Genomic DNA, 26,195 nt, shown 5'->3' with positions numbered 1-26,195 from the left:
GGTCCGACGGCAGCGCTCGTCGTGTTGTGCGTAGAGGACTACCGCGCCGTGGGGCGCCTGCTCGACGAGTACGGCGCCTTCCCGGATGCCCGCGCGGTCGTCAACCTCACCTCGGGGACGAGCGCGCAGGCGCGGGACATCGCCGCCCGGTTCCCGGCCGGGGGCGCGCGCTATCTCGACGGTGCGCTGATGGCCCATCCCGAACACGTCGGCCTGCCGGGCACGGTGCTGGTCTACAGCGGTTCCGCCGAGGCGTTCCGCCAGGGCGAAAACGCGCTTTCCCCGCTGGGCGGGGCGACCTACCTCGGCGCGGACGCCGGGCTCGCCTCGCTCTACGACCTGGCGATGCTGAACTTCGCCTGGGCCACCCCTGCTCGGGTACCTGCAGACGGCGACCCTGCTCGGCGCCGCCGGAGTGCGCGCCGAAACCCTGACGCCGCTGCTCACCCGCTGGCTCGGCACGACCGTGGCAGACGTCATCGGGGAGTACGCGGGGCAGCTCGACGCTGGGGAGTACCCGGGCGACGGCGAGTGGCTCGAACTCGACGCGCCGTTGATGGGGCACCTGGTGCGGGCATGCGAGGAGCACGGCCTCGATGCCGGGCTGCCGCGCCTGATCGAGTCGCTGACCGCCAAGGGGATCGCCGCGGGGCTGGGCGAGAAGAGCTTCGCGAGCCTGGCCGAGCTCATCCGGACGCCTTGACTTCAACCTTGGTGGAGGTTCTACGGTCGCGGGTACCGACGGACCAAGGGGGCGCCGCATGACCACCGAGATCGGGATCTTCCTGCCGCAGAGCGGGTTCCCGGCTGCCACCGGCGCCGCGCCGTACGCCGAGAAGATCGGCCTCGACGGCGTGTGGAAGGGGGATCACCTCGACCACGGCGTGCACAGCACGCTCGAACTCGCCGTCGCGGCGGCGGTGACCGAGCGGGTCGACATCGGGCTCGCCGTGCTCCTGCCCGCGCTGCGCCCGCTCGCCTGGGCGGCGCGGGAACTGGGCAGCCTGGCCCGGTTCGCCGGGCCGCGGCTGGTCGCCGGGGTCGGCGTCGGCGGCGCGACGGACGAGTGGCGGATGGCCGGGGCGTCGCCGTCCGATCGCGGCCGCGCGACCGACGAGTTCCTCCGCGCGCTGCCGGGGCTGCTCGGCGGGAAGCCCACCGAAGTCGCGGGAATCGGTGACGTCACGCTCACGCCGTCGGCGCCGATGCCGCCGATCTGGGTCGGTGGCGGGTCGGCGGCCGCGTTGCGGCGCACGGCCCGGTACGGGGCGGGCTGGCTCGGCGCGATGCAGAGCCCGGATCAGGTGCGCGAGACGCGCGCGCGGCTGGCCGAACTGGCCGACGGGGAAGGCCGCCCGGCGCCGCGGATCGCGATGGTGATCCACGGGTCGCTGGTCGCGAAGCCGGCTCCCGGCCTGCGGGACCGCTACGCCGGCCAGCTCGCCGCGAACTACGGCATCGACGCGGAAGCGGTGCGGGACTTCGTCGTCACCGGGACACCGGCCGAGGTGTCGGCGAGGTTCGCCGAATACGCCGACGCGGGCGTCGAAAAGCTCGCGTTCGTCGGCGCGCCGGGCGGTGACGGCTGGTACCGCGCGGCGGATCTGCTCGCGGAGATCCGGCGTTCTGTGCTGTCATGAACGACATGACTACTGGGGTACTGCTCGGATTCACCGTCGTCGCGCTGCTCGGGGTGATGACACCCGGCCTGGACACCATGCTCGTGCTGCGGAACTCGATCCTCGGCGGGCGCCGCCGAGGGATCGCGGCCGTGCTGGGGATCAGCGCGGGCTGCCTGGTGTGGGGCAGCGCGAGCGTGCTCGGCCTCACCGCGCTGCTCACCGCTTCGCACGTCGCCTACAACGTCGTGCGCATCGCGGGCGCGGCGTACCTGCTGTGGCTCGGCGGCTCGGCGCTCTGGAAGAGCCTGCGCCGCAAGCGCGAGACCGTCGAGCAGGCGGTGCCCGCCGCGCCGAGCTGGTGGGTGGCGTTCCGGTCCGGCATGGTGACGAACCTGCTCAACCCGAAGGTCGGCGTGTTCTACATGAGCCTGCTGCCGCAGTTCATCCCGGCGGGCGCGCCGGTGTGGGGCGCGGCGCTGGTGCTGATCCACGTCGGCGCCGGGCTGGTGTGGCTCTCCGGCCTGGCTTGGGCCGCCACCAAGGCGAAGCGGTTCCTCAGCAGGGACGCGGTGAAGCGCTGGCTCGACCGCGTGACCGCGACCGTCCTCATCGGACTCGGCGTCAAGCTGGCGGCGGAGGTGGGCTGACCGGTTCGGCGAGGCCGAGCTGGATCGCCGGGCCGAGGTCGTCGCGCACCGCCCAGTGCTCGATGATCCTGCCCGCGCCGGAGAAGCGGAACAGGTGCATGTGCGCCCATTCGAACCGCTTCCCGGTGGCGGGCACGGCGCCGAGCTGCGGCATGCCGTCTCCACTGTGGACACCGGTGACGGTGAACCGCGCCGCCACGCGATCGCCCTCCGCGACCAGGTCGTGCACGGTGACCGAGGTTTCGCTGAACATGGCGTCGAGCTTGGTGCGGACCTCGCGCCACCACGCGACACCGGGCCGTTCACCGTCGTGGTCGTAGACGTTCTCCGCGAGGATGTCGTCGAGCCGCTCGTACTCCCTGGTCTCCAGGATGTCGAGCCACCGGCGCACGACCGCCTTGTTCGACGCGGGCGTCATCCCACCACACCTCTCGGCCGTTCGTCCCCATGACCGGAAGTCGGCGCGTCCGTCGCCGCCGTTACCCGGCGAGCGCGGTGCCGCGCAGCTGCGCCCGGTTCGCGATGCCGAGCTTCGGGAAGATCTTGTACAGGTGGTAGCCGACCGTGCGCGGGCTGATGAAGAGGCGCGCGCCGATCTCCTTGTTGGACAGCCCCGACGCGGCGAGCCTGGCCACTTCCCGCTCCTGCGCGGTGAGGGGGTGCGCGGTCGTGTCACCCGCGCGGGCGCCCGCGGCGCGCAGCTCGGCGGCCGCGGCGCCGGTCCACGGTGCGGCGCCGAGACCCTGGAACGCCTCCAGCGCGGCGCGGAGCTGGGTGACCGCTTCGGCGACCCGTCGTTCCCGCCGCAGCCATCGCCCGTAGCGCAACCGGGTCCGCGCGCGGTCGAACGTCCGCAGCTCACTGTCCGGTGTGGACAGTGCAAGGGTGAACTGGGTTTCCGGTTCTTCGGCGGGAAGTTGCGCGCGGCAGCTCGCGAGCGCGGCCGGGTCGCCGGTGAACTCCCCGAGCACCGCCCGCGCTTCGCCGGCTTCGCCGCAGCGGACGAGCGCTTCCACCCGGTCGGCGACGGCCGCCGCGGCGATCGCGGGGTGCGGCAGCCGCCGCAGCCGCTCGGCCGCCTCGCTGAACTCGCCGTGTGCGAGGTGCAGGCACCCGAGCGCCCAGTTCGCCCGCGCGGCGGCGAGGTCGTTGTGCGTCACGGCGGCCGTGCGCAGCGCGAATTCCGCGTGGTGGCGGCATTGCCGGTCGGCACCGGTGATCGCGGCGAGGTGCGCGAGGAGGGCGTGCGCGTCGGTGGCGGTTGCCGACAGGCTCATCGCCGTCGCGCGGGTCAGCGCTTCACCGGCGTGCGCGTGCGCGTCGACGAGGTGGCCGAGGCGCAGTTCCAGTTCGGCGAGCCAGGTCAGGACGACCGTGCCCATCGCCCCGATCCCGTACGCGTCGAGGCGTTCCACCGCGACCACGCCGAACGCGCGCGCCGCGCCGGGGTACGGGCCGTGTCGGCTGATCGCCATGCTCAGCACCCAGCGGTGCGCGTTGCGCTCGTCCAGTTCCGGTGGGGCGCCGTCGAGCACCTGCCACGGCCCGGCGGCCAGTTCGCCGCACAGCGACGCCGCGAACCATTCGCCGAACCGGCGGTAACCGGGGGCGCGCACGCGCCGGACGTACTCGACGGCCTCGTCGACGCGCCCGCGGTGCGATGCCGCGTCGGCGGCCATGAACAGCAGCCCCGCGGCTTGGCCCGGCTCGGTTTCGCTGAGCGCTTCCGCGGCGAGTTCGAGGTTTTCCTGCGCGGCGGCCTGATCGCCGCCGTACAGCTCGACGAGCCCGCGCAGGCGCGCGAGCCCGGCGCGGCTCTCGCGCTCGTCACCCGCGTGGATCGCGCGTTCGGTGAGCGCTCGCGCCCGCTCGCCGTCGCCGGACTTCCACGCGTGGTGGGCTTCGGCGATCAGCTCCTGCGCCCCGGCCATGGCGTCAAGCTAGCGGGCGGCGGCTGAGAGATCGTTAAGCTTCGAGCACGCGGTAGTGGTACTCCGAGGCCGTGGTGAACCCCATCCGCTCGCCGGTGCGTTGTCCGCGACCACCTGCGGCCGCACGCGTCGCACGGTGGTGGCTTCCAGCAGCGCGCGGATGATCGTGGTCGCGTGCCCGCGCCGCCGCGCGTCGTCGCGGACGGCCACCCCGGCGAGCCCGCCCCACTCGCCGTCGAGGGCGAGCCGCCCGGTCGCCGCGATCTTGGCGAGCACGTCCTCGGCGGCCACGGTCAACACCAGCGTGGTCAGCACCAGCCGGTAGCCCGCGCGGTCGAGCCGGTCGTCGAGATCGGCGGGCTGTGCGCGGGGGCCGATCTGGAACGCCGGGGTCAGCGCGCGGTCGCGGTACAGCCGTTCCACGCGGGCGATCGCGCCGTCGATGTCCAGTTCGGTCCGCGGGCCAGCTCCGCCGCATCAGCTCGTCCATCCCCGTAAGCGTATAAATTCAGATCTACGCATAACCATGCATTTGCAGGTCGTGGACGTTCCGCAGCGGCGAGAAGACGAGCCAGCCCATCGCGAGCAGCACGCCACCCGCGGCAACGAACAGCGTCGCCCGCAGGCCGGCGCCCTCCGCGAGCACGCCACCCAGGAGGCTGCCCAGCGGGGCGACCCCGAGCACCAGAAACCGGACCGTCGCGTTGACCCTGCCCCGGACGTGCTCGCCCGCCGCCGCCTGCTGGAAGCTCGCCGACAGCACGTTCATCGCGACGATGCCGAAGCTCGAGCCGAACCCGGCGAGCACGTAGCAGGCGAGCGCCCAGCCCGGCGCGGTGAACGGGAAGAGCTGGTAGCTCACGCCCTCGAAGATCCCGATGCCCAGCAACGCCCTGCCGTACCCGAGCCGGTCGGCGAGCGGGCGCGCCGCGAACGCGCCCACCACGGCACCGGCCAGCGTGGACGTGCTGAGCAACCCGATCGCGAACGGCGAAAGGCGCACTTCGCGGCTCAGGAACACCACGACGATGGCGATCTGCGCGGACTGGAAGAAGCCGTGCGTCGCACCGTGGCCCGCGACCGCGCGCAGCACGGGGTGCCTGGCCACGAACCGCAGGCCCTCGACGATTTCCCGGCGCAGGTGCCGTTTTTCCGCGGCGGGCGGGACGTGCTCCGGCGTCTTGACCGCGCGCAGCCACAACGCCGACCAGAGGTACCCGAGCGCGTTGAGGCCGACGACGGACGCGCCGCCGACCGCCTGCACCGCGAAACCGGTGGGGCTCGGCGCGGCCACCGCCGCGATCGACATGTTCGCCTGCAGCCGCGCGTTGCCCTCGACGAGCTCGTCGCGGCCGATCAGCCGCGGCAGGTAGGTCTGGTGCGCGACGTCGAACCACACCGTCAGCACCCCGGTGATGCCGACCGCGACCAGCAGGTGGGTGATGGTGAGCGAGCCGAAGGCGGCGGCAAGGGGCACGGTGGCGAGCGCCGCGGCGCGCCCGAGATCGGCGACCACCAGCACCGGCCGGACCCGGATCCGGTCGCACCAGGCGCCGACGTGCAGCACGAACAGCAGGTACGCCGCCGTTTCGAGGGTGCGCAGCAGCGACACCTGGAACGCCGACGCGTGCAGCGTCTGCGTCGCGAGCAGCGGGATCGCCAGCACGCTGATCCGGGTGCCGAACTGGCTGAGCGCGTCGGCGAGCCAGAACCGGCGGAAGTCGGGCCGCCCCAGAAGCCCCGCTTTCATGACGACGAGCTTGCCAGAAACTCCCGTGCCGACACGGCCTGAACGCTCTGTAACGACAACGGAGATCAACGCGAGTAGTCTGTGACGCGTCCAGCAGCGGACACGGGAGGCGACTCCGCCATCCGGTGACCGTCTGTCAGGGGATTGGCCATGCCCGGTCGGTGGTACCGAGGAGGTGTGCCATGGTTCGGCAGGCACCGGACGCGGGGACGATCGCGGTCGGCTCCCTCGCCGGGTTCGGGGGAGGGCTCCTCGTCGCCGCGTTGATCATCGTCGTGAAACCGGCCCCGAAACCCGCCAATGCCGTGGTCCCGCCGGCGGTCACCGTGGTGTCCTCGGTGACGCAGGCGGCCCCGCCACCGCAGACCGTCACGCAGCCCGCCGCCGAGCCCGCCCCGGTCACGGTCACCGTCACCGCGACCAAGGTCGTCACCGAAACCGTTGTCGCGCCACAGCTCCCGGTGCAGCAGTCGGGTGGTCCCGGCAGCCCGCGCAACATCCCCGAAGGCGACCGGCCCTAACCGCTTGTGTCCCGAAGGCGACTTCGGGTTCGGGGGAGTGCGGGCCGTGGAGGCGGAGTCTTCTTCGGTTCGGCGTGCCGATGGCTCGCTCATGCCCTGAAGGGGCCCTTGGGGGAATCTGGTGCCGCGAAGGCGTCCTTCGGGGCATGGGCATCACGAGGCTCCGAAGGGTGAGGGGTGAGAATGCGGCGTTAGACGCCCTGAAGGGCGCCTTCGGGGCATGCGCGGTTGGGGGTGCCGCTTTGCGGAGGCGGAGTTCGTGGCTTCGGATTCCTTGAAGGTCGCTTTCAAAGGGGCAGGCCCTTGGGTGCGGTGCTTTCTTCGTTCCGGCGCTATGCCCTGAGCTCGCGCATGCCCTGAAGGGGTCCTCGGGGGAATCTGATGCCGCGAAGGGCCCCTTCGGGGCATCAGCTTCGGTCATCCACTTCGCCGGAATCGACGTGCGCCTTCCCTGAAGGATGCTGCTATGGAGGCCGAGGTGGGGTCCCGCTGCGCATGCCCTGAAGGTCGCCTTCGGGGAGTCTGATGCCGCGAAGGCGACCTTCAGGGCGTCAGCATCGCCATGCCACGCGTCGCGAGGGCCAGGAACGCGTCGCGCATGCCCTGAAGGGGCCCTATCTGGTGCCGCGAAGGCTCCCTTCGGGGCCTGGGCATCACGAGGCCCCAGCGGTGAGGGTCGCGATCGCGGACCACCCGGGCGGCGACACGGTCAGCCACGAGTTCGATCCCGCGGTCGACGCCGGGGGCGTGCGCTCGGTGCTCGCGATCCCGGCGATCGTGCGGCGATCCTCCGCGCGGCCCGCACGGAGGCGCATCGCGCCGCTGTGCGTTCCCACTCCGGGATCTCCGACTCGGGCATGCCAATCCACCGCGGTGAAGCTGTCCTCGCGAGAAGAACCCGGTACGAGCTGACGGCCCCGCTCAAGCGGCCGCACCGCTGGGGAAACTCGTTAGGGAACCGCTCAAGGTTCGTGTGCTAGCGGCGCGCGGGCGCCGGGGCGGCGGTTAGCGTCGCGGCGTGTCCCTTTCTTCGCCCGTGCGACGGCACTACGCCTTCTTCAGCTTCCCCGGGATCGGTCACGTGCGGCCGACCCTGCCGATCGTGCACGAGCTGGTCGCGAGGGGCCATCGGGTCACCTACTTCGTCGCGGACCGGCTCGCCCACCTCGTGGCTGGCTCCGGCGCGGAAGTCGTCGAGTACTTCTCGGAGTTCCCCGAGCCCGTCGGCGAGGTGCGCACCGTCGACGAGACGGCGCGGATGCTCATCGACCTCATGCGGGAAGGGCTGGCGCCCTTGCACGGCGCGCTCGAAGCGTTCGCGGAGCAGCCGCCCGACCTGATCGTCCACGACGACAACAGCACGCACACGGCGCGGCTGCTGGCGCACCGCTGGAACCTCCCGCTGGTCCGGCTCTACCCGCACTTCTACACGATCGACGAGCCGGCCGGCGACCCCCAAACCGAACAGCCCGACGACGGCGAGGTCACCGCGGCCAGCCTCGGCGCGCACGCGGGCCTGATCGCGGCGGGCGAGCGCATGTTCGCCGACCTGGCGGCGCTCGGCTACGACCGCGAAACCGCGCTTTCCGTGCTGCGGTGCGAAGACGCGGCGTCGAACCTCTCGTTCGCGCCGCGCTTCCTGCAGCCCGGCGCGGACGAGGACCTGCCGGACCGGTTCCTGTGCATCGGCCCCTCGCCGGATCCGGTGCCGGAGGGAAGCTGGGAGCCGCCTGCCGGGCGCGCCGCGATCCTGGTGTCCCTCGGCACCTCGGCGAAGACCTCGCCCGAGTTCTTCCGCCGGTGCGCGCTCGCGCTCGCGGCCGAGGACCGGCAGGTGGTGCTGACCGTCGGCGGCAGGGTCGACCCCGCCGAGGTAGGCGAGCTGCCCGACGGCGTCGAGGTCCACCAGTGGCTGCCGCACGCGCTGGTGCTGCCGCATGCCAGCGCCTACGTCGGTTCGGCAGGCCTGAACAGCTTCAACAGCGCGCTGCGGTGGCACGTTCCACTCGTCTCGGTCCCGCTGACGCTCGAGCAGGAAGCCACCGCGTCCCGTGTGGACGAACTCGGCTTGGGCGTCCGGCTCGACTTCGACGACGTGACACCGGAATCGGTGCGCCAGGCGGTTTCCACGATCACCTCGGACCCCGCCTACGCCGAACGGATGCGCCGGATGAGCGAGACGATCGACGCGGAGAACGCCGCCTCGCGCGCGGCCGACGAGATCGAGTTCCAGACCCCGGTCGCCGTGCGCTGAGCTCAGTCCGCGAGCCCGGCCTCCTGGGCGAGCAGCCCGGCCTGGGTGCGGTTGGCGCAGTCGACCTTGTCCAGCAGCCGCGACACGTAGCTCTTCACGGTGGCCTCGGAGAGGTGGAGCTTCTTCGCCACGTCGGCGTTGGACAGCCCGCGGCCGAGGCAGGCGAGGATGTCCAGCTCGCGCTCGTTCAGCCCGGTGAGCCGCTGCTTGGCCTCCTCCGAGCGCTGCCTGCCGCCGCGGGAGGCCGCCATCAGCCGCCGCGTGGCCTCCGGGGCCAGCACCGTGTGCCCCGCCGCGGCGACCCGGATCAGCTTGATCAGCTCGTCCGGCGGGGTCGACTTGATCAGGAAGCCCGCCGCGCCCGCGCGCAGCGCGCGCAGCACGTAGCTGTCGACGTCGAACGTGGTGAGCGCGACGAGCACCGGCGGCTCCGGCATGGTGGCGATCCGCTCGATCGCGGTGATCCCGTCCACGCCGGGCATGCGCAGGTCCATCAGCACGATGTCGGGGGAGAAGCGGCCCACCGCCTCCACCGCTTCCGCGCCGTCGTTCGCGCTGCCGACGACCTCGATGTCCTCGACCGGTTCCAGGATGGCCGTCAGGTGCGCGACCACCATCGACTCGTCATCGACGAGCAGCAAGCGAATCAAGGCTCCGGCTCCCAGCGGTCGGCACGTAGGCGGGCAGGGTGGCCCGGACACGGTAGCCGCCGCCGGTGGTGACCCCGGTTTCCAGGCTACCGCCGATCAGCTCCACCCGTTGCCGGAGGCTGGACAGCCCGGTGCCGGAGCCGGTGCCCGCCAGCGCCGGGTCCGCGGTCCGTTCCGGCGCCGCGTTTTCCACCGTCACGTCGACCCCGTCCTTGCGGTAGCGCAGGTCGACCGTCACCCGGGCGGACGGGGCGTGCTTGCGCACGTTCGTCAGCGCTTCCTGGATGATCCGGTAGGCGGTGCGGGCCACCGTCGGCGAGACGTCCGACGAGGCGCCGGCGCGGGCGAAGTCGACGTGGACGCCGACGGACTCGCACTCCTCGACCAGCACGGCCGGGTCCAGCGGCGGTTGCTCGCCCGAGGACCGGCGCGTCCCGGCGGCGTCCCCGCGCACCGGCTCCGGCTCGTTCTCCTTCGACCCGTGCAGCACGCCGATCAGATCGCGCAGCTCGTCGAGCGCCTGCGTGCCGGACACGCGGATGTCGTTCGCCGCCTGCCTGGTCTCGTCCTCCTTCGTGCGGACGCCGAGCGCGCCCGCCTGCAGCACCATCAGGCTGATCCGGTGCGTCACGACGTCGTGCATCTCGGTGGCGAGCTGCCTGCGCTCCTCGGCCCTGGCCTGCTCGGCGAGCAGGTGCCGTTCGCGTTCCGCGCGCTCGGCGCGGTGGCGCAGGTGCAGCATCAGGTCCTGGCGGGTGCTGTAGTACACCGCCACCAGCGTCGGCACGGCCGTGCTGAGCAGGCCGAACGGGGTGACCTCCCAGTCCGGCTGCCACAGCCGGGCGCCGAGCACGGTGAAGGCGCCCGCGATCGGCAGCCAGGCGGAGCGGTCGAGCAGGCGGACCACGCCGATGATCACCACCGGTGTCGCCGAGGGCACGGTCATCGAGGTGATCGGGTCGACCGGCACCAGCAGGCCGGGTGCGAACACGTCCGAGCCCGCCAGCGCCGCCGTCACCGCGAGCGCGATCGCGGCCACCGTGCGCGGGTACTTCAGCAGCAGGGGCAGCGTCGCGTCGACCGCGAGCTGGAGTACGAGGTTCGCGTGCGGGCCCGCCCACCCCGTGGTCGGCGAGCCGTTGACGTCGAGCGCGATGTCGAGCAGCGCGAGCCCGGCGGCGAGGCCGAGCAGCAGAGCCGGGAAGCGCCGGCGGGAAAACGCGTCCCGCAGGCGCGCCGGGGCGCGGTGCCGGGAAAAGCCGTCGGCCGGGTCGCCGTTCACGAAAGCGATGATACCGGCGAATGCGCGCACGGCCAGACCGCATCTCGGGCGGTGGCGCGGCATTGTCGCACGGGCGCACCGGGTGAATTCTGGGGTTTTCCCCATATCTCGCGGGGCGGCGGTGTCCGCGTTTCAACTTTCGTTGCACCCGCTGACCACCTTCTGCGCTACCAGATCAACCGCGGCACGGGGTTTCATGGAAACAACCGCAACGCCTTTCGGAGAATCGATCGTGATCGAAGCGAATTCCCTCACCAAAAAATACGGCGACGTGAAGGCGGTCGACGGCCTTTCCTTCGAGATCAAACCGGGGGTGGTCACCGGCTTCCTCGGGCCGAACGGGTCCGGCAAGTCGACCACCATGCGGATGATCCTCGGCCTCGACGCGCCGACCGAAGGATCCGCCGAGGTCAACGGGAAGTCCTACGCCGGACTCGCCGCCCCGATGCACGAAGTGGGCGCGCTGCTCGACGCCAAGGCGGTCGACGGCGCCAGATCGGCGCGCAACCACCTGCGGTGGGTGGCCAAGGCGGGCGGGGCCGGCCGGAAGCGGGTCGAAGAGGTCCTCGACACCGTCGGCCTCACCTCGGCGGCCGACGCGAAGATCACCGGGTTCTCCCTCGGCATGTACCAGCGCCTCGGCATCGCCACCGCGCTGCTCGGCGACCCGCCGACGCTGATGTTCGACGAGCCGGTCAACGGCCTCGACCCCGAAGGCATCTACTGGATCCGCACACTCATGCGGGACCTGGCCGCGGAGGGCAGGACCGTGTTCGTCTCCAGCCACCTGATGAACGAGATGGAGGAGACCGCGGAGCACGTCATCGTGATCGGGCGGGGCAGGCTCATCGCGGACATGTCGATCACCGAGCTGACGCAGGGCAGCGCGCGCAGCCACGTCCGGGTCGTCTCGCCCCGCGCCCCGGAACTCGCCGAAGCCGTGGAGCGCGCGGGCGGCTCGGTCACCGTGGCCGAGGACGGCGCACTGCTGGTCGCCGGGCTCGGCTCCCCCGAGATCGGGGACATCGCGCTGGACCGCCACATCGGCCTGCACGAGCTGTCACCGCGGCGCGCCAGCCTCGAGGCCGCGTTCATGGACCTGACCAGCGACAGCGTGCAGTACCGGTCCGGCGGTCACGTCGCCGACGAGCGCGCCTTGGCCGAAACCCTCCGCACCCTGCAGCCCGAAGGGAAGTGACACCCGTGACCACGTCCTTGAGCGCGACCACCGGGCCGAGGGTGCCGGGGCTCGGCGCCACCTTCTCCTCGGAGTGGACGAAGCTCCGCACCGTGCGGTCCACCTGGGCCACGCTCGGGGTCGCGCTGCTCGTCAGCGTCGGGCTTTCGCTGCTGTTCACCCTCGCCAACGCGGCGTCGTTCGACGAGCTTTCGACCCAGCAGCGCGCCGCGTTCACCCCCGGCGACACCAGCATGGTGGGGATGAGCCTCGGGCTGATCCTGTTCGCCGTGTTCGGGGTGCTGCTGGTTTCCGGCGAGTACGCGAGCGGCATGATCCGGCTTTCCCTGACCATCACGCCGAAACGCGGGCGCGTGCTGACCTCCAAGGTGCTGCTGGCGTTCGCGGTCGCGTTCACGGGCGGCACGCTGTTCGCGGTGGTGTCGTTCGGCGGCGGGCAGGCGATGCTCGGCGGCGACGGGCTGCCGCACCTCGGATTCGGCGACCCCGGCGTGCTCCGGGCCATGTTCGGCTGGGGCCTGCAAGCCGCCGGGTTCGCGTTGATCGCGGTCGCGCTCGGAGTCCTGCTGCGCAGCGCCGCCGGTGCGATCGCCACGTCGATCGGCATCATCTTCGCCCCGCTGATCGTCAGCGGCCTGCTCTCGGACTGGCTCCGCGAGCACATCATGGCCTACCTGCCGTCCTCGGCGGCGGGATTCCTCGGCGCGATCGAGCCGGACGTCCATTCGCCCGAGTACCTGACCCCCGGGATCGCCGGGCTGGTGCTCGCCGGCTGGGTGGTCGTGCTGCTCGGCGCGGCCCACCTGGTGATGCGGTCGAGAGACTCCGGCTGACCCCACTGGACCCGGGCGCTTTTGGCGCCCGTCAACAGGAACCGCCCGGTCGCACCCCCACGGCCGGGCGGTTCCGTGTTGTTTATCGCGTGTCGAAATTTGCGCTACCGGGGGCGCGGCTCTCCAGGTGAGTAGCTGTTTAGTTGCGGGCGCCCCCGCCATCGCAAATTCAGAGGGCCTTGGCGGCCCTGCACGCTCCCGGCGCGCCGGGTCGCCGGGTGGGTGGCTGGGTTGGGAGTGACCGCGCCTTCGGCGCGGGCCTCGCGGCACTCGGGGGGTAGGCGGGCGAGCGGCACTCGGGGGGTGGGCGGGCGAGGGGTGCTTGGGGGTGTGGGCGGGCGAGTGGCGGTTGGCTGTAGGCAGGCAGGCGGGCGGGCGGCGGATCTCATGGAGGGCGGGGCCTGTCTTGGCCCGTCATTGCCCCGAAGGTGACCTTCGGGGAATCTGACGCCGCGATCTCGCCCCTCGCTCGCTTCGCCTGAGGGGTGCTGATGCCGTGAAGGTGCCCTTCGCGGCGTCAGATTCCGTCAAGGGCGCCTTCGGGGCATGTGGGGTCTCTGTTGGGGCGGCGCGGGTTCTTAGGAGGGGTGGAGTTCGGGGCGTTCGGGTTCCCGGAGGTCGCGGTGATGATGTGTGCGTCGATCCGGTGAGTTGGGTAGCGGAGTGTGGAGCCGCTGGGGTCCCTGAAGGTGACCTTCGGGGAATCTGAGGCCGCGATCTCGCCCCTCGCTCGCTTCGCCTGAGGGGTGCTGATGCCCTGAAGGTGCCCTTCGCGGCGTCAGATTCGCTCAAGGGCCCTTTCGGGGCATGTGGGGTCTCTGTTGGGGCGGCGCGAGTTCTTAGGAGGGGTGGAGTTCGGGGCGTTCGGGTTCCCGGAGGTCGCGGTGATGATGTGTGCGTCGATCCGGTGAGTTGGGTAGCGGAGCGTGGAGCCGCTGGGGTCCCTGAAGGTGACCTTCGGGGAATCTGAGGCCGCGAAGGTCACCTTCAGGGCATGGACGTCGTCATGTCGCGCGCTGCGAGGGGCGGGATTGGGGTGTCAGATGCCCCGATGGTGGCCTTCGGGGCATGAGCGGCCTCGCCCGCAGAGGCGCTTTCAGGGCGGTGCGGGCGTTCCGGCTCGGTGTGGCGCGTGGGTCAGGCCATGTTCAGGATTTCGTCGGCGGCTTGGCGGTGGCCGCCCGCGCGGGCGAAGTGTTCGCTCATGGTGTGCACGCGGTCGGCGATGGCGGTGTCTTCGGCGACGGCGAGGACGGTGTCGCGGACGCTTTCCGCGGTGACGTCCTGGCGCGCGATCTTGCCGCCGAGGCCCAGTTCGAGGATGCGGTCGGTGTTGACCTCCTGCTCGCCGTGGTGCGGGACCCCGACGACGGGGGTGTCGCGGGACAGCGACTCCATGATGCTGCCCATGCCGGCGGAGGTGACGAAAGCGCGCGCGTGGTCGAGTACGGCGGGGTGCGGAAGCCATTGGTGCGCTTGAACGTTCGGGGGGAGCGGGCCGAGGGTGGCCGGGTCGGTGCCGCCGCCGAGGGTGAGCACCAGGTTCCACGGCAGGCCCGCGAACGCCCGCGCGCACGAGCGGAAGAAACCGGGCTGGTCGTTGAAGGTGGAGGTGCCGAGGGAGACCAGCAGCACGGGGTGGCCGTTGTCCGGCGGGGACCACTGGCCCGCGAGCCGCCGGGGGCCGAGGCAGGGGCCGACGAAGGCGTGCCGGTCGTCGAAGGTGTCGCCGGCGTACTGGAACTCCCTGGGGATGAAGACGAGTTTGCGGTCGCGGGCGTCGCTGACGAACTCTTCGAGGCCGGTGGTGATGCCCTCGGCCTTCAGCAGCGCCTTGACCTCGGCGACGATGTCGATCGGCTCTTCGGCGGGACCACCAGAGTCCACAGTGGACTCCAGTGCCGCTTCGCGTGCGGCGTACTCCCCGACGCGTTCGGGCAGCGAGAAGTGCTCGTTCGAGACGAAGCACGGCGAAAGCTGCAGCGTCGGGCGGGCGAGCGGGGCGGAGAGAAGCCTGCCGGCGAGCCACATCGTGGAGTCGAAGCCGAGCACGTCCGGCTTGTCGTCGAGCAGTTTCGCGCGGATCGGCGCGATCGGGTCCGCGCACGAGGAGAACCCGGCGAGCGCGTCCGCGATCGAGTTGGCGTCGGTGGCGCCCTCCCTGGTCGCGCCGTAGCGGATGACCTCGGCGCCGGCGGCTTCGAGCGGCGCGCCGAACTGGTCGGTGGACGCGACCGTGACGCGGTTCCCGCGCGCGGTCAGCTCGCCGACCACGTCCAGGATCGGTTGCACGTGGCCGTAGCCGGGGATGGCGCAGAGCGCGATGTGGGTGGTCACCGGTGGGGGTCCTTCCTCGAAGCGTCCGCGAGCCGGTGGATCCGCCGCGCCGCGACGGCGGCGCCGCCCGCGCGGGCGATGTGGTCCCGCATCAGGCCGGCCTGCTCGTCGATGTGGTCGTCGTCGGCGACCTCGCTGACCGCGGCGCGGATCCGGTCCGCGGACACCGTCGCGCGGTCGAGCCACACGCCGAGCCCCAGCTCCGCGATCCGGTCGGCGTTCGCCTGCTGCTCGGGGTGGTGCGGGATGACCACCATCGGCGTGCTGTGCGCCAGCGACTCCTGCACGCTGCCCATCCCGCCCTGGCACACGAACACCGACGCGTGCCGCAGCACCTCGCCGTGCGGAACCCACGGGTGCACCTCGACGTTCGGCGGCAGCTCGCCCAGCTCTCCGGGGGTGATGCGGTCGCCCAGCGTCAGCACGACGTGCCAGTCGGTCCCGGCGAACGCTTCGGCGCACCGCTTGAACAGCTCGGGGTGCTCGTTGACCGTGGTGCCGAGCGAGATCAGCGCCGTGCGGGTGGTGCCTTCCGGGGGCCGCCACGCGTCCGGGCCCACCTCGCCGGGCACCTCGGGGCCGACGAACAGGTGGTCGTCGTCGAAGGTGTCGCCGTGCATCTGGAACTCACGCGTGATCGTCACGACGTTGAGCACGTCCTTGCCCGCCATCACCTCGCCGAGGATCTCCCTCGGCAGCCCGTGCGCCTCGGCGTGCGCGGCGAGGTCCTCGCCGAACTGCCGGATCGACGGGTGCTCCGGGTCGATCGGCGGGGCCAGCTCCGCGAGCTTGTCGCCGAGGGAGAACTTTTCGTTGGACGCGAAGGTCGGGATGACCTGCACCGACGGCCGCCGCCATGCGGCCGCGAGCACGCGGGACGGCGCCCACAACGTGGTGTCGTAGACGACGAGGTCCGGCGGCTCCGGGCAGGCCGCCTCGATCACCGGGGTCACGCCGAGGGTCTCGTGCAGGTAGCGCAGCGTCCGATCGGCCAGTTCGTCACTGGTCAGCTTGTCCGGCGGGGCCGAAGTGGACAGTGGCGTGGTGTAGCGGGCAGTCGTCTCCGCGCCCGCCGCGCGCACGCGCTCCTCGAAGCCGGAGCCGGTGGTCGCCGTCACGCGGCAACCGCTTCGCACCGTCTCGCGGATGATCGGCAGCATCGGCAGCGTGTGCCCGAAAGCGGGGTAGAGCAAGAACAGCACCTGTGGCCCGGCCATGTGCGAATCGTTCCCGACCGGGTGCTAGGAGAAGCACTAGAGCCCGCGGCGGCGGGAGTATAGCCGCGCGGATTCGAGTGAATTCCCCACTTCGACTAGGTCCAACCCGAGCGGGATCGGACCTACCTTCAGGCTCGACTGCCCTCGTGCGGATGACGAAGTGGGTGACGCCTGAAGTGGCTAAGGAAGACGAGCTCGTCGAGAACCTCAAGTGGGTCACCACCGAGCTTCGTCAGGCGCGGCGCCAGCTGCGCGCGGCGGAGGAGCGTGGGCACGAGCCGATCGCGGTGGTCGGCATGGCGTGCCGCTACCCCGGCGGCGTGGAGAGCCCGGACGATCTGTGGGATCTCGTCGCCGAAGGCCGTGACGCCATCACCGAGTTCCCCGCCGACCGCGGCTGGGACATCGACGGGCTCTACCACCCGGACCCCGGGCGCGAGGGGTCGTTCTACATCAAGCACGGCGGGTTCCTGTCCGGCGCGGGCGACTTCGACGCCGAGTTCTTCGGCATCAGCCCCCGTGAGGCGCTGGCCATGGACCCGCAGCAGCGCCTGCTGCTCGAAGTGGCGTGGGAGGCGATCGAGCGGGCCGGGATCGCGCCGCACGCGCTCCGGGGCAGCGGCACCGGGGTGTTCGCGGGCGCGCCGTCGTCGCTGTACGGCCTCGGTTCGCCGGACTGGACCCCCGATCTCGAAGGCTACGGGCTGACCGGCGGCGCGGTCGGCGTGCTGTCCGGGCGGATCGCCTACACGCTCGGGCTGGAAGGCCCCGCGGTCTCGGTCGACACGATGTGCTCGACCTCGCTCGTCGCGCTGCACCTGGCCTGCCGCGCGCTGCGCGACGGCGACTGTGGGCTCGCGCTCGCCGGTGGCGTGACCGTGATGCCCACCGTCGGGGCGTTCATCGAGTTCAGCCGTCAGCGCGGGCTTTCGCCGGACGGCCGGTGCCGCGCGTTCTCCGCGGAGGCATCGGGCGCGGGGTGGAGCGAGGGCGCCGGGCTCGTGGTGCTCGAACGGCTTTCCGACGCGGTCCGCAACGGCCACCGCGTGCTCGCGGTGGTGCGCGGCTCGGCGATCAACTCGGACGGCGCCAGCAACGGCCTGACCGCGCCGTCGGCGTCCGCGCAGCAGCGGGTGATCGGCCAGGCGCTGGAGGACGCGCGGCTGGCCGCGGAACAGGTCGACGTCGTGGAGGCGCACGGCACGGGGACGCCGCTCGGCGATCCGATCGAGGCGCGGGCGTTGCTGGCCACCTACGGCGTGCAGCGCGGGCAGCGGCCCGCGCTGCGGCTGGGCACGCTGAAGTCCAACATCGGGCACACGCAGGCGGCGTCCGGGATCGGCGGTCTGATCAAGATGATCATGGCGCTACGGCACGAAACGATGCCGAAGACGCTGCACGCCGAGCACCCCACGCCCGAGGCCGACTGGTCGGCGGGCGGGGTGCGACTGCTGACCGAGGCGGAGCCGTGGCCGGCGGGCGACGAGCCGCGCCGCGCGGCGATCTCGTCGTTCGGGGCCAGCGGCACGAACGCACACGTGATCCTGGAAGAGGCGGCCACCGAAGCGGCGCCGGAGGAGCCATCCGCCGGGATCGCGCCGTGGGTGATCACCGCGACGAACGAACAAGCGTTGCGGGAGCAGGCTTCCCGGCTCCGCGGGCTGACCGGCCCGGTTCGGGCGGGGTACGCGCTGGCCACCACCAGGACCCCGTTCGCCTGCCGCGCGGTGCTGGTCGGCGAGCACGACACCGCGCTTCGCGCGCTGGAGTCCGGTGAGCCCTCGGCGACGCTGGCCACGGGTGTGGCCGATCTTTCCGGCAAGGTCGCGTTCGTCTTCCCCGGCCAGGGCGCGCAATGGGCGGGCATGGCGCGGGAACTGCTGGACTCGTCACCGGTCTTCGCCGAGCGCATCGAGGCGTGCGAGGCGGCCCTGTCGCCGTACGTCGGCTGGTCGCTTCGCGCGGTGCTGCGGGAAGAGCCTTCGGCACCCGCGCTCGACCACGACGGCACCGTGCAGCCCGCGCTGTTCGCGGTGATGGTTTCACTCGCCGCGCTGTGGCAGTCCTACGGCGTCCGGCCGTCCGCGGTCATCGGGCACAGCCAGGGCGAGATCGCCGCGGCCCACGTCGCGGGCGCGCTTTCGCTCGAAGACGCCGCCAAGATCGTCGCGCTGCGCTGCCGCGAGCTGGAAAAGCTCGGCAGGGACAGCGGACTGCTCTCGGTCGCCGCGCCGGAGTCCGTTGTGGAACAGGATCTGGCCGGTGGCGGGGTGACGATCGCCGCGCTGAACGGCCCGTCCGCGGTGGTCGTCGCCGGTGCCGTCGACGAACTCGCGCGGCTGAAGGAAAGGTGGGAAGCGAAGGGGATCCGCGCGCGCCGCGTGCCGATCGACTACGCGTCGCATTCGGCTCGGGTCGAGCCGCTGCGCGAAGACCTGCTGACGGTGTTCGACGGGATCAGCCCGCGTGCCACCGAGATTCCGTTCTATTCCACTGTGGACGTAGAAGAGGTGGATGGCGCTCAGCTCGGCGCCGGGTACTGGTACCGGAACCTGCGCGAACCGGTGCGGTTCGCGCCGGGGATCCGCAAACTCGTCGATGCCGGGTTCGACTCCTTCGTCGAACTGGGCGCGCGCCCGGTGCTGACGGCCGCGGTGCAGGACATTGTGGACGATGCCGGTGCCGAAGCGGTCGTGGTCGGCTCGCTGCGCCGTGACGACGGCGGGCTCGACCGGTTCCTCATCTCGCTCGCCGAGGCGTACGTCCGCGGTGTCGACGTCGACTGGGCGGCGGCCTTCCCCGCCGGGACCACCGCCGCGAGCCTGCCGACCTACGCCTTCCAGCGGCGGCGGTACTGGCTCAGCACCCCTGGCAGGCCGGGCGAGGCCGCGCTGCCCCCGGGGCTGGCCAGGACCGGCCACCCGTTGCTCACCGCGTCGATCGCGCTCGGCGACGGCGACGGGTTCCTGTTCACCGGCAAGCTTTCCGCCGACGCGGAGCCGTGGCTCGCCGGGCACGAGGTGCTCGGTGCCGCCGTGGTGCCCGGCAGCACCTTCGTGGAACTGGCGTTGCGCGCGGCCGAGCAGGTCGGCGCCACCGCGGTCGGCGAGCTGACCATGCACGAGCCGCTGGTGCTGCCCGCGCGCGGGGACATCGCGCTGCGGGTGCTGCTCGGCCCCGCCGACGACGCGGGCAGGCGGCCCCTGACCGTCCACTCGCGACCGGAATCGGCCGAGGACGCGTTCCCGTGGACCCGAAACGCTTCCGGTTTCGCCGGGGCCGTGGTGGTGGACGGTGGTGAGGAACTCACGGCGTGGCCGCCCGCTGGAGCGGTCCCGGTGAACGAGCCCCTGCCCGAAGCGCTGCGCTCGGTGTGGCGCGCCGGCGGGGACGTTTACGCCGAGATCGAGGCAGGGGAAGAAGCCGAGTCGTTTGTGCTCCACCCCGCGCTGCTCGACGCCGCGCTGTCCGCGGCTGGTTTCGCGGAGTCCGCTGTGGACGGTCCGCTGCTGCCGTTCGCGTGGCGCGGGATCGTGTTGCACGCCACCGGTGCGTCCTCGTTGCGCTGCCGCATTTCCTTCCCCGCCGGGGACGAGCTGGCGATCCGGCTCGCCGACTCCGCCGGTCAGCCGGTGGTGTCCGTGGAGTCGCTGCGGCTGCGGCCCGCGACCGGGGACCTGCTTCGATCCTCCACTGAGGACGATTCGTGGTACGGCCTCGACTGGGTGCCGTCGACCGCCACCGCGACCGCCGCGGCCTGCCTGCTCGGTGAGGACGAGTTCGGCTTCGGCGGCCGGTTCGGCGGTGTCCGGCTGTCCGATTCGGACGCTCCGCTCGTGCTCGCGCCGTTCGCGCCCGACACGACGCTGCCCGTGCACGAACGGGCACGCGCGCTCGTGCTCCGCGTGCTCGACACCGTGCGGACCTGGCTCGCCGAAAACGAGGACTCCGACCGCAGGCTGGTGATCGTGACTCGCGGCGCGGCGACCGATCCCGCGGCCGCCGCGGTAGGGGGCTTCGTCCGCTCGGTCCAGGCCGAGCACCCCGGCCGCCTGGCGCTGGTGGACTTCGGGCAGGGCGCGGAAGACGCGCTGCTGGCGGCCGTCGCCGCGGGTGAGCCGCAGGTGCGGGCGGTGGACGGCCGCGCCGTGGTGCCGAGGCTGGCACGGGTGCGCCCGGAACCGTCCGGACCGGCCCGCTTCGAGGGCACGGTGCTGGTCACCGGCTCGGCGACCGGGCTCGGCGGGCTCATCGCCAGGCACCTGCTCGACCGGCACGGTGTCGATCGCGTGCTGCTGCTGAGCAGGCGGGGGAAGGACGCCCCCGGCGCGGCCGGACTCGGCGACGGGCTGCTCCCGCTCGCCGTCGACGTCTCCGATCGCGAGGCGCTGGCGAAGGTGCTCGCCGAGTACCCGGTGCGCGGGATCGTGCACACCGCGGCCGTGGTGGACGACGGCCTGCTCGCGTCGGTGACCGCCGATCAGGTCGGCCGCGTGTTCACCGCCAAGGTGGACACCGCGGTGGCGCTGCACGAACTGACCGAGGGCATGGGCCTGAGCGCCTTCGTGCTGTTCTCCTCGGTCGCCGGGGTGCTCGGCGGCGCCGGGCAGGCGAGCTACACCGCGGCCAACGCGTTCCTGGACGCGCTCGCCGAGCGGCGCGTGCGGGACGGCCTTCCCGCGGTGTCACTGGCTTGGGGCCTGTCGGCGCTCAAGGGCGGCATGGCGGGCAGGCTCAGCGATGCCGAACTGGACCGCGGCACCCGCTCCGGGCTGGTGCCGATGGCGGCGGAGGAAACGCTCCGGCTGTTCGACGCCGTGTGCGCCGCCGGGGTGGCGCACGCCGTTCCGGCCAGGCTCGACCTCGGCGCGTGGCGTGAGCCGGGCGTGCTCGTCCCCGCCGTGCTCCGGGCACTCGTCGGTACCAAGGTGCGGCGGGCAGGCGGGCGTGCGGGTGGTGACCGGGCCGCGCTGGCGGACCGGATCGTCGCGCTCGCGCCGGCGGACCGGCTGGACGCACTGCTGGAAGTGGTGAACGCGCAGGCTTCGGCCGTGCTCGGCAGGGCGGGATCCGACACCCTCGAACCCGACCGCGCCTTCCGCGACTTCGGGTTCGACTCGCTGACCGCCGTCGACCTCCGCAACCGGCTCGGCGCCGCGGCCGGCGTGCGCCTGCCCGCGACCGCCGTGTTCGACTTCCCGACCCCGCGCGCGCTGGCGGCCGAGCTGGTCCGCCTGTGCACGGGGGAAACGAACGACGCACCGTCCGTCGCGGTGCGACAGTCCACTGAGGACGAAACGCTCGCCGTCGTCGGGATGGGCTGCCGGTTCGGCGGCGGTGTCGATTCGCCCGCGGCGCTGTGGGACGTCGTCGCGGGCGGCGTCGACGTGATGGGCAGGACCCCGCCCGGTCGAGGGTGGAGCCGCGGCATCGGCGGGTTCCTGACCGATGTGGCCGGGTTCGACGCCGCGTTCTTCGGCATCTCGCCGAGGGAAGCACTGGCCATGGACCCGCAGCAGCGCCTGGTGCTGGAATGTGCCTGGGAGGCACTGGAAACCGCCGGTGCCGACCCGCGGGCGCTGCGCGGCTCGGACACCGGGGTGTTCATCGGGTCCAGCCTGCACGACTACGCGGAGCGCACGAAGAACCTGCCCGAGGTGGAAGGGCTGCTGGCGACCGGGAACGCGGCCTCGGTGCTGTCCGGCCGGGTCTCCTACCTGTTCGGTTTCGAAGGCCCGTCGGTGTCGGTCGACACGGCGTGTTCGTCCTCTTTGGTCGCACTGCACCTCGCGGTGCAGGCGCTGCGCTCCGGCGAGTGCTCGCTCGCGCTCGCGGGCGGGGCCACCATCATGGCCACCGAGGCCATGTTCGCCGAGTTCGAGCGCCAGGGCGGGCTTTCCCCCGACGGCCGGTGCAAGGCGTTCGGGGACGGGGCCGACGGCACCGCGTGGGGCGAGGGCGTCGGCGTGCTCGCCGTGGAACGCCTCGCCGACGCCGAGCGGCTCGGGCACGAGGTGCTCGCCGTGGTGCGGGGCACCGCGATCAACTCCGACGGCGCGTCGAACGGGCTGACCGCGCCGAACGGGCCTTCGCAGCAGCGGGTGATCCGGCGCGCGCTGGCCGGTGCCGGGCTCGCACCGTCCGATGTGGACGTCGTCGAGGCGCACGGCACGGGCACCAAGCTCGGTGACCCGGTGGAGGCGCAGGCGCTGCTGGCCACCTACGGCCAGGACCGGGCGCACCCGCTGCTGCTCGGTTCGGTGAAGTCGAACATCGGGCACACCCAGGCCGCGGCGGGCGCCGCCGGCCTGATCAAGGTCATCGAGGCGATGCGTCACGGCGTGGTGCCGCCGACGCTGCACGCCGACCGTCCTTCGTCCGAAGTGGACTGGACGGCGGGCGCGGTCGAACTGGCCACCGCGGAGCGCGCGTGGCCCGAGGCGGACCGGCCGCGCCGGGCGGGTGTCTCGGCGTTCGGCGTGAGCGGCACGAACGCGCACGTCATCGTCGAGCAGGCGCCGCCGAAGCCGGTGCCGGAGCGCACGCCGCCGACCGGTTTCGTGCCCTGGATCGTCTCGGCACGGGGCACCAGGGCGCTGCGCGGGCAGCTCACCGCGTTGACCGGGCTTCCCGGAAACCCCGCCGACACCGGCTTTTCGCTCACCGCCCGCGCCACGTTCGAAGACAGGGCCGTGCTGGTGGGCGCGAACGCGGCGGACTTCGAGGCCGAACTGACCGCGCTCGAAGCGGAGGCCACCGGCGTCGTCACGGGACGGGCGGTCCCTGGCGGGCCCGGCCGCACCGTGTTCGTCTTCCCCGGCCAGGGTGCGCAGTGGGTCGGCATGGGCGGGCGCCTGTGGGCCGAGTCGCCGGTGTTCGCCGAGGCGATGTCCGAATGCGCGGCCGTGCTGGACGGCCTCGTGGACTGGTCGCTGCGCGAGGTCGTGACGGCCGAAGAGGGCAGTGCGGCGGCGGAGCTGCTCGACCGCGTGGACGTGGTGCAGCCCGCGCTGTGCGCGATGATGATCTCGCTCGCGCGGGTGTGGCAGCACCACGGCGTGCTCCCGGACGCGGTGCTCGGGCACTCGCAGGGCGAGGTCGCCGCCGCGTGCGTGGCCGGTGTCCTCACGCTGTCCGAAGCGCTGGGCGTGGCGGTCGCCCGCTCGCGGCTGATCCGCGCGCTGCCGTCGGGCGGCGGGATGCTCTCCGTGCTCGCGTCGGAGGAGGCGCTCGCCCCCGTGCTCGGGGACGGGGTCGGCGTCGCGGCGGTGAACGGGCCGTCGGCCGTCGTGCTCTCCGGCGAGGTTCCGGCGCTCGAACGCGTCGTGTCGTGGTGTGCCGAGCGGAACCTGCGCTCCCGGTGGGTGCCCGTCGACTACGCCTCGCATTCGTCCTATGTGGACGCCGTGCGGGACGACCTGGTGGCCGCGCTGGACGGGCTGAGCCCGCGCCGCGCGACGGTCGCGTTCCACTCCACCGTGCTCGGCGCGCTGGTCGAAGGACCCGAACTGGACGCCGGGTACTGGTTCCGCAACCTGCGCGACCCGGTCCGGTTCGGACCCGGCGTCGAGGATCTCGCGCGCGGCGGGCACGGCTGCTTCGTCGAGCTGAGCCCGCACCCGGTGCTGACGATGAGCGTGGAAGAGGTCGTGGGCACCGGGGTCGTGGTCGGCTCGCTGCGCCGCGGCGACGGCGGGCTGGACCGGTTCCTGCGTTCGCTCGGCGAGGTCTGGGTCCGCGGCGTCGACGTCGACTGGAGCGTGTCGTTCGACGGCGCGGCCAGGGTCCCGCTGCCCACCTACGCCTTCGACCGGCGCGACTACTGGCCCGAAGCGGTGCCCGAGCCGGCCGGCGCCGGTGCGGCGGCGGATTTCTGGACCGCGGTGGAAAGCGGCGACGCGGACCTGCTGGCGAAACTCGTCGACGGTCAGTCCACTGAGGACAACGCGTGGCCGGAGGTGCTGCCGAGGCTGGCGAGCTGGTGGAACGGCAGGCGCGCCGAGGGGGTCACCCGCGACTGGCGCTACCGGATCACCTGGGCGCCGCGGGAAGCCCCCCGCGCCGCGGACACGGGCCGGTGGCTTCTGGTCGTGCCCGCCGACGGGGACCCGGCGTGGACCGGGTCCGTGACCGCCGCGCTCCGCGCCGGGCACGCGGGCGAACTGGCCGTGGTTCCGGTGGCGGCCGACGTGACCGCGTCCGGGCTGGCGGCGTTGATCAAGGCGGCGGGCCGGTTCGACCGGGTGATCTCCACGCTCACCGAGGAACGCGGCTGGCTGGACCACGGGGTGGCGAGGTCGTGGTGGCTCTCGGCGCTGCTGGTGCGCGCGCTGGCCGAACTGGGGACCACCGCGCCGGTCTGGAACGTGACGCGCCAGGCCGTCGCCGAGTTCGGTGACGCGGTGCTGCCCGAGCGCTCCGGGGACTGGGCGCTGGGCAGGGTGATCGGCCTCGAACAGCCCGACCGGTGGGCGGGCACGGTGGACCTCCCTGCCGGGTTCGGCGACGAGACCGCGCGCCTGCTGGCCGGGGTCCTCGCGTCGGCGGGCGAAGAGGACCAGCTCGCGATCCGCGACGGCAAGCTCTTCGGCAGGCGGCTGACCCGGGACACCGCCGGGGAATCCGGCGGCCTGCGGAAACGCGCCACCGGTGACGGCGCGGTGCTGGTCAGCGGGGGTACCGGCGGGATCGGCGCGCGGCTGGCCGAGTGGCTCGCCGAAGCGGGCGAAACCGAGCTGGTGCTGGTGAGCCGGTCGGGCCGGGAAGCCTCCGGCGTCGAAGCACTCCTCGCGCGGCTCGCCGAAAGGGGCGCGCGCGCCGAGGTGCTGGCCTGCGACGTCGCCGACCGCGCGGCGGTCGAGCGGCTGAGCGCGGGGCTGGCCGCCGACGGCGTCCGGGTCGGGTCGGTCTACCACGCCTCGGGCGCGGTGGACGACGCGCCGGTGCTCGAAGCGGACCTCGGATCCTGGGCACGGGTGTGCGGCCCGAAGGTGCTCGGCGCGCAGAACCTGGAAGCGGTCTTCGGGCCGGGACTGGAGTTCGTGGTGTTCTCCTCGAACGCCGGGGTGTGGGGCAGCGCGGGACAGGGCGCCTACGCCGCGGCCAACGGCTTCCTCGACGGGTTCGCCGCCGCGCGCCGCGCCAGGGGCGAGCACGGGCTGTCGATCGCGTGGGGAGCGTGGGGCGAAGTCGGCCTCGCCGCCGAGCCGGCGGCCGCGGCGAACCTGGAGCGCCAGGGCGTGCGGCCGATGGACCCCGCGCTGGCCATGGACGTGCTCGGCGCCGCGGTGGAGGCGGACGAGACCTTCCTCGCGGTCGCCGACGTCGACTGGGCCCGGTTCGCGCCGATCTACACACTGGCGCGCGCCCGCCCGCTGATCGGGACCATCCCGGAGGCGGCGGGAACCGGACCGGTGGCGGCCGAAGCGGCACCCGGCGACCTGCTCGCGGAGCTGGGGAGCCTAACCCGCGCGGACCGAGAAGAATTCCTAGTTCGACTGGTGAGTACCCAAGCGGCCGCTGTCCTACGTTACGACGAGAGTGAGGCCCTGGACGCCGACAAGGCGTTCCGTGAGCTGGGGTTCGACTCGCTGACCGCCGTCGACCTGCGCAACGACCTCGGGCGGCGCACCGGGCTGGCACTGCCTCCGACCCTGGTGTTCGACCACCCGACGGTCGCCGCGCTGGCCGCACACCTGCACGAGCTGCTGCTGCCATCGGCCACCCCGGACTCCGGGCTCGACCAGTTCGAGGAGGCGATGGCGACCGCCGACCTCGACGAGGCCGAAAGGAGCCGGATCGCTGAACGACTTCGGATGCTCCTCCGGACGGTCGACCGGTCCTCGGAGCGGGGCGCGGGCAGCGCGACCGAGCAGCTGGGATCGGCCAGCGACGACGAGATCTTCGACTTCATCGACAACCAGCTTCGCAGGTCCTGACCGCGGCCCCGGCAC

Annotated in this window: 16 protein-coding genes and 1 pseudogene; 8 read left to right on the top strand and 9 right to left on the bottom strand. The window is 72.6% G+C overall.

Annotated elements, in window-relative coordinates; all coding sequences use genetic code 11:
- Positions 1-415: 415 nt before the first annotated feature.
- The 3 genes from ABD256_RS10740 to ABD256_RS10730 are packed head-to-tail and all read left to right on the top strand — an operon-like array spanning position 416 to position 2,269.
- Positions 416-703 carry an imine reductase family protein gene (locus ABD256_RS10740; protein ID WP_344416293.1) on the top strand — a complete coding sequence of 96 codons (288 nt, stop codon included), beginning with the start codon at positions 416-418 and terminating at the stop codon, positions 701-703.
- 58 nt (positions 704-761) lie between these two features.
- On the top strand, positions 762-1,640 hold the full coding sequence (locus tag ABD256_RS10735) for an LLM class flavin-dependent oxidoreductase (protein ID WP_344416291.1): 879 nt from the start codon (positions 762-764) through the stop codon (positions 1,638-1,640).
- A 5-nt stretch (positions 1,641-1,645) separates the two neighbouring features.
- On the top strand, positions 1,646-2,269 hold the full coding sequence (locus ABD256_RS10730) for a LysE family translocator (protein WP_344416289.1): 624 nt from the start codon (positions 1,646-1,648) through the stop codon (positions 2,267-2,269).
- Here the strand turns inward: ABD256_RS10730 and ABD256_RS10725 are convergent.
- The 4 genes from ABD256_RS10725 to ABD256_RS10710 all read right to left on the bottom strand — a co-directional run bounded on the left by ABD256_RS10725 (position 2,244) and on the right by ABD256_RS10710 (position 5,950).
- A complete protein-coding gene (locus ABD256_RS10725) occupies positions 2,244-2,687 on the bottom strand; it encodes an ester cyclase (protein ID WP_344416287.1) in 444 nt (147 codons plus the stop codon). The genes ABD256_RS10730 and ABD256_RS10725 overlap by 26 nt on opposite strands.
- A gap of 61 nt (positions 2,688-2,748) precedes the next feature.
- A complete protein-coding gene (locus ABD256_RS10720) occupies positions 2,749-4,200 on the bottom strand; it encodes a LuxR C-terminal-related transcriptional regulator (RefSeq protein WP_344416285.1) in 1,452 nt (483 codons plus the stop codon).
- 9 nt (positions 4,201-4,209) lie between these two features.
- Positions 4,210-4,623: a GNAT family N-acetyltransferase gene (locus ABD256_RS10715; protein ID WP_344416283.1), complete on the bottom strand. Its 414-nt coding sequence runs from the start codon at positions 4,621-4,623 to the stop codon at positions 4,210-4,212.
- Between the two features lie 91 nt (positions 4,624-4,714).
- Complete coding sequence (locus ABD256_RS10710) at positions 4,715-5,950, bottom strand: MFS transporter (RefSeq protein ID WP_344416281.1); 1,236 nt, start codon at positions 5,948-5,950, stop codon at positions 4,715-4,717.
- A gap of 182 nt (positions 5,951-6,132) precedes the next feature.
- On the opposite strand from ABD256_RS10710, the gene ABD256_RS10705 reads away from it, so the two are divergent.
- On the top strand, positions 6,133-6,471 hold the full coding sequence (locus ABD256_RS10705; protein WP_344416279.1) for a hypothetical protein: 339 nt from the start codon (positions 6,133-6,135) through the stop codon (positions 6,469-6,471).
- Positions 6,472-7,124: 653 nt separating this feature from the next.
- Here the strand turns inward: ABD256_RS10705 and ABD256_RS10700 are convergent.
- Positions 7,125-7,307, bottom strand: a complete 183-nt coding sequence (locus ABD256_RS10700) for a hypothetical protein (protein ID WP_344416277.1) — start codon at positions 7,305-7,307, stop codon at positions 7,125-7,127.
- Positions 7,308-7,489: 182 nt separating this feature from the next.
- On the opposite strand from ABD256_RS10700, the gene ABD256_RS10695 reads away from it, so the two are divergent.
- Positions 7,490-8,725, top strand: coding sequence for a macrolide family glycosyltransferase (locus ABD256_RS10695; protein ID WP_344416275.1), 1,236 nt, complete (start codon positions 7,490-7,492; stop codon positions 8,723-8,725).
- Between the two features lie 2 nt (positions 8,726-8,727).
- Here ABD256_RS10695 and ABD256_RS10690 read toward each other — a convergent pair whose 3' ends face one another.
- On the bottom strand, positions 8,728-9,375 hold the full coding sequence (locus tag ABD256_RS10690) for a response regulator (RefSeq protein ID WP_344416273.1): 648 nt from the start codon (positions 9,373-9,375) through the stop codon (positions 8,728-8,730).
- Positions 9,350-10,657 carry a sensor histidine kinase gene (locus ABD256_RS10685; RefSeq protein WP_344416271.1) on the bottom strand — a complete coding sequence of 436 codons (1,308 nt, stop codon included), beginning with the start codon at positions 10,655-10,657 and terminating at the stop codon, positions 9,350-9,352. Before ABD256_RS10685 ends, ABD256_RS10690 begins: the two co-directional genes overlap by 26 nt.
- Before the next feature lie 232 nt (positions 10,658-10,889).
- Between ABD256_RS10685 and ABD256_RS10680 the strand changes: the two genes are divergently transcribed.
- The gene (locus ABD256_RS10680) at positions 10,890-11,855 is read left to right on the top strand and encodes an ABC transporter ATP-binding protein (RefSeq protein WP_344416269.1); all 966 of its coding nucleotides are present in this window, start codon (positions 10,890-10,892) and stop codon (positions 11,853-11,855) included.
- A 5-nt stretch (positions 11,856-11,860) separates the two neighbouring features.
- Positions 11,861-12,688, top strand: a complete 828-nt coding sequence (locus ABD256_RS10675) for an ABC transporter permease (protein ID WP_344416267.1) — start codon at positions 11,861-11,863, stop codon at positions 12,686-12,688.
- A gap of 1,137 nt (positions 12,689-13,825) precedes the next feature.
- Here the strand turns inward: ABD256_RS10675 and ABD256_RS10670 are convergent.
- The gene (locus ABD256_RS10670) at positions 13,826-15,025 is read right to left on the bottom strand and encodes a macrolide family glycosyltransferase (protein WP_344416265.1); all 1,200 of its coding nucleotides are present in this window, start codon (positions 15,023-15,025) and stop codon (positions 13,826-13,828) included.
- Positions 15,022-16,242: a macrolide family glycosyltransferase gene (locus tag ABD256_RS10665; RefSeq protein WP_344416263.1), complete on the bottom strand. Its 1,221-nt coding sequence runs from the start codon at positions 16,240-16,242 to the stop codon at positions 15,022-15,024. Before ABD256_RS10665 ends, ABD256_RS10670 begins: the two co-directional genes overlap by 4 nt.
- A gap of 179 nt (positions 16,243-16,421) precedes the next feature.
- On the opposite strand from ABD256_RS10665, the pseudogene ABD256_RS10660 reads away from it, so the two are divergent.
- Positions 16,422-26,180: pseudogene (locus ABD256_RS10660) on the top strand (type I polyketide synthase); the annotation flags it as partial.
- Positions 26,181-26,195 lie beyond the last annotated feature (15 nt).

It is taken from the genome of Amycolatopsis minnesotensis, from assembly GCF_039529815.1.
GTDB lineage: Bacteria > Actinomycetota > Actinomycetes > Mycobacteriales > Pseudonocardiaceae > Amycolatopsis > Amycolatopsis minnesotensis.
The sequence above is the reverse complement of the archived record's forward strand: the minus strand, read 5'-3'. Positions and strand labels throughout refer to the sequence as shown.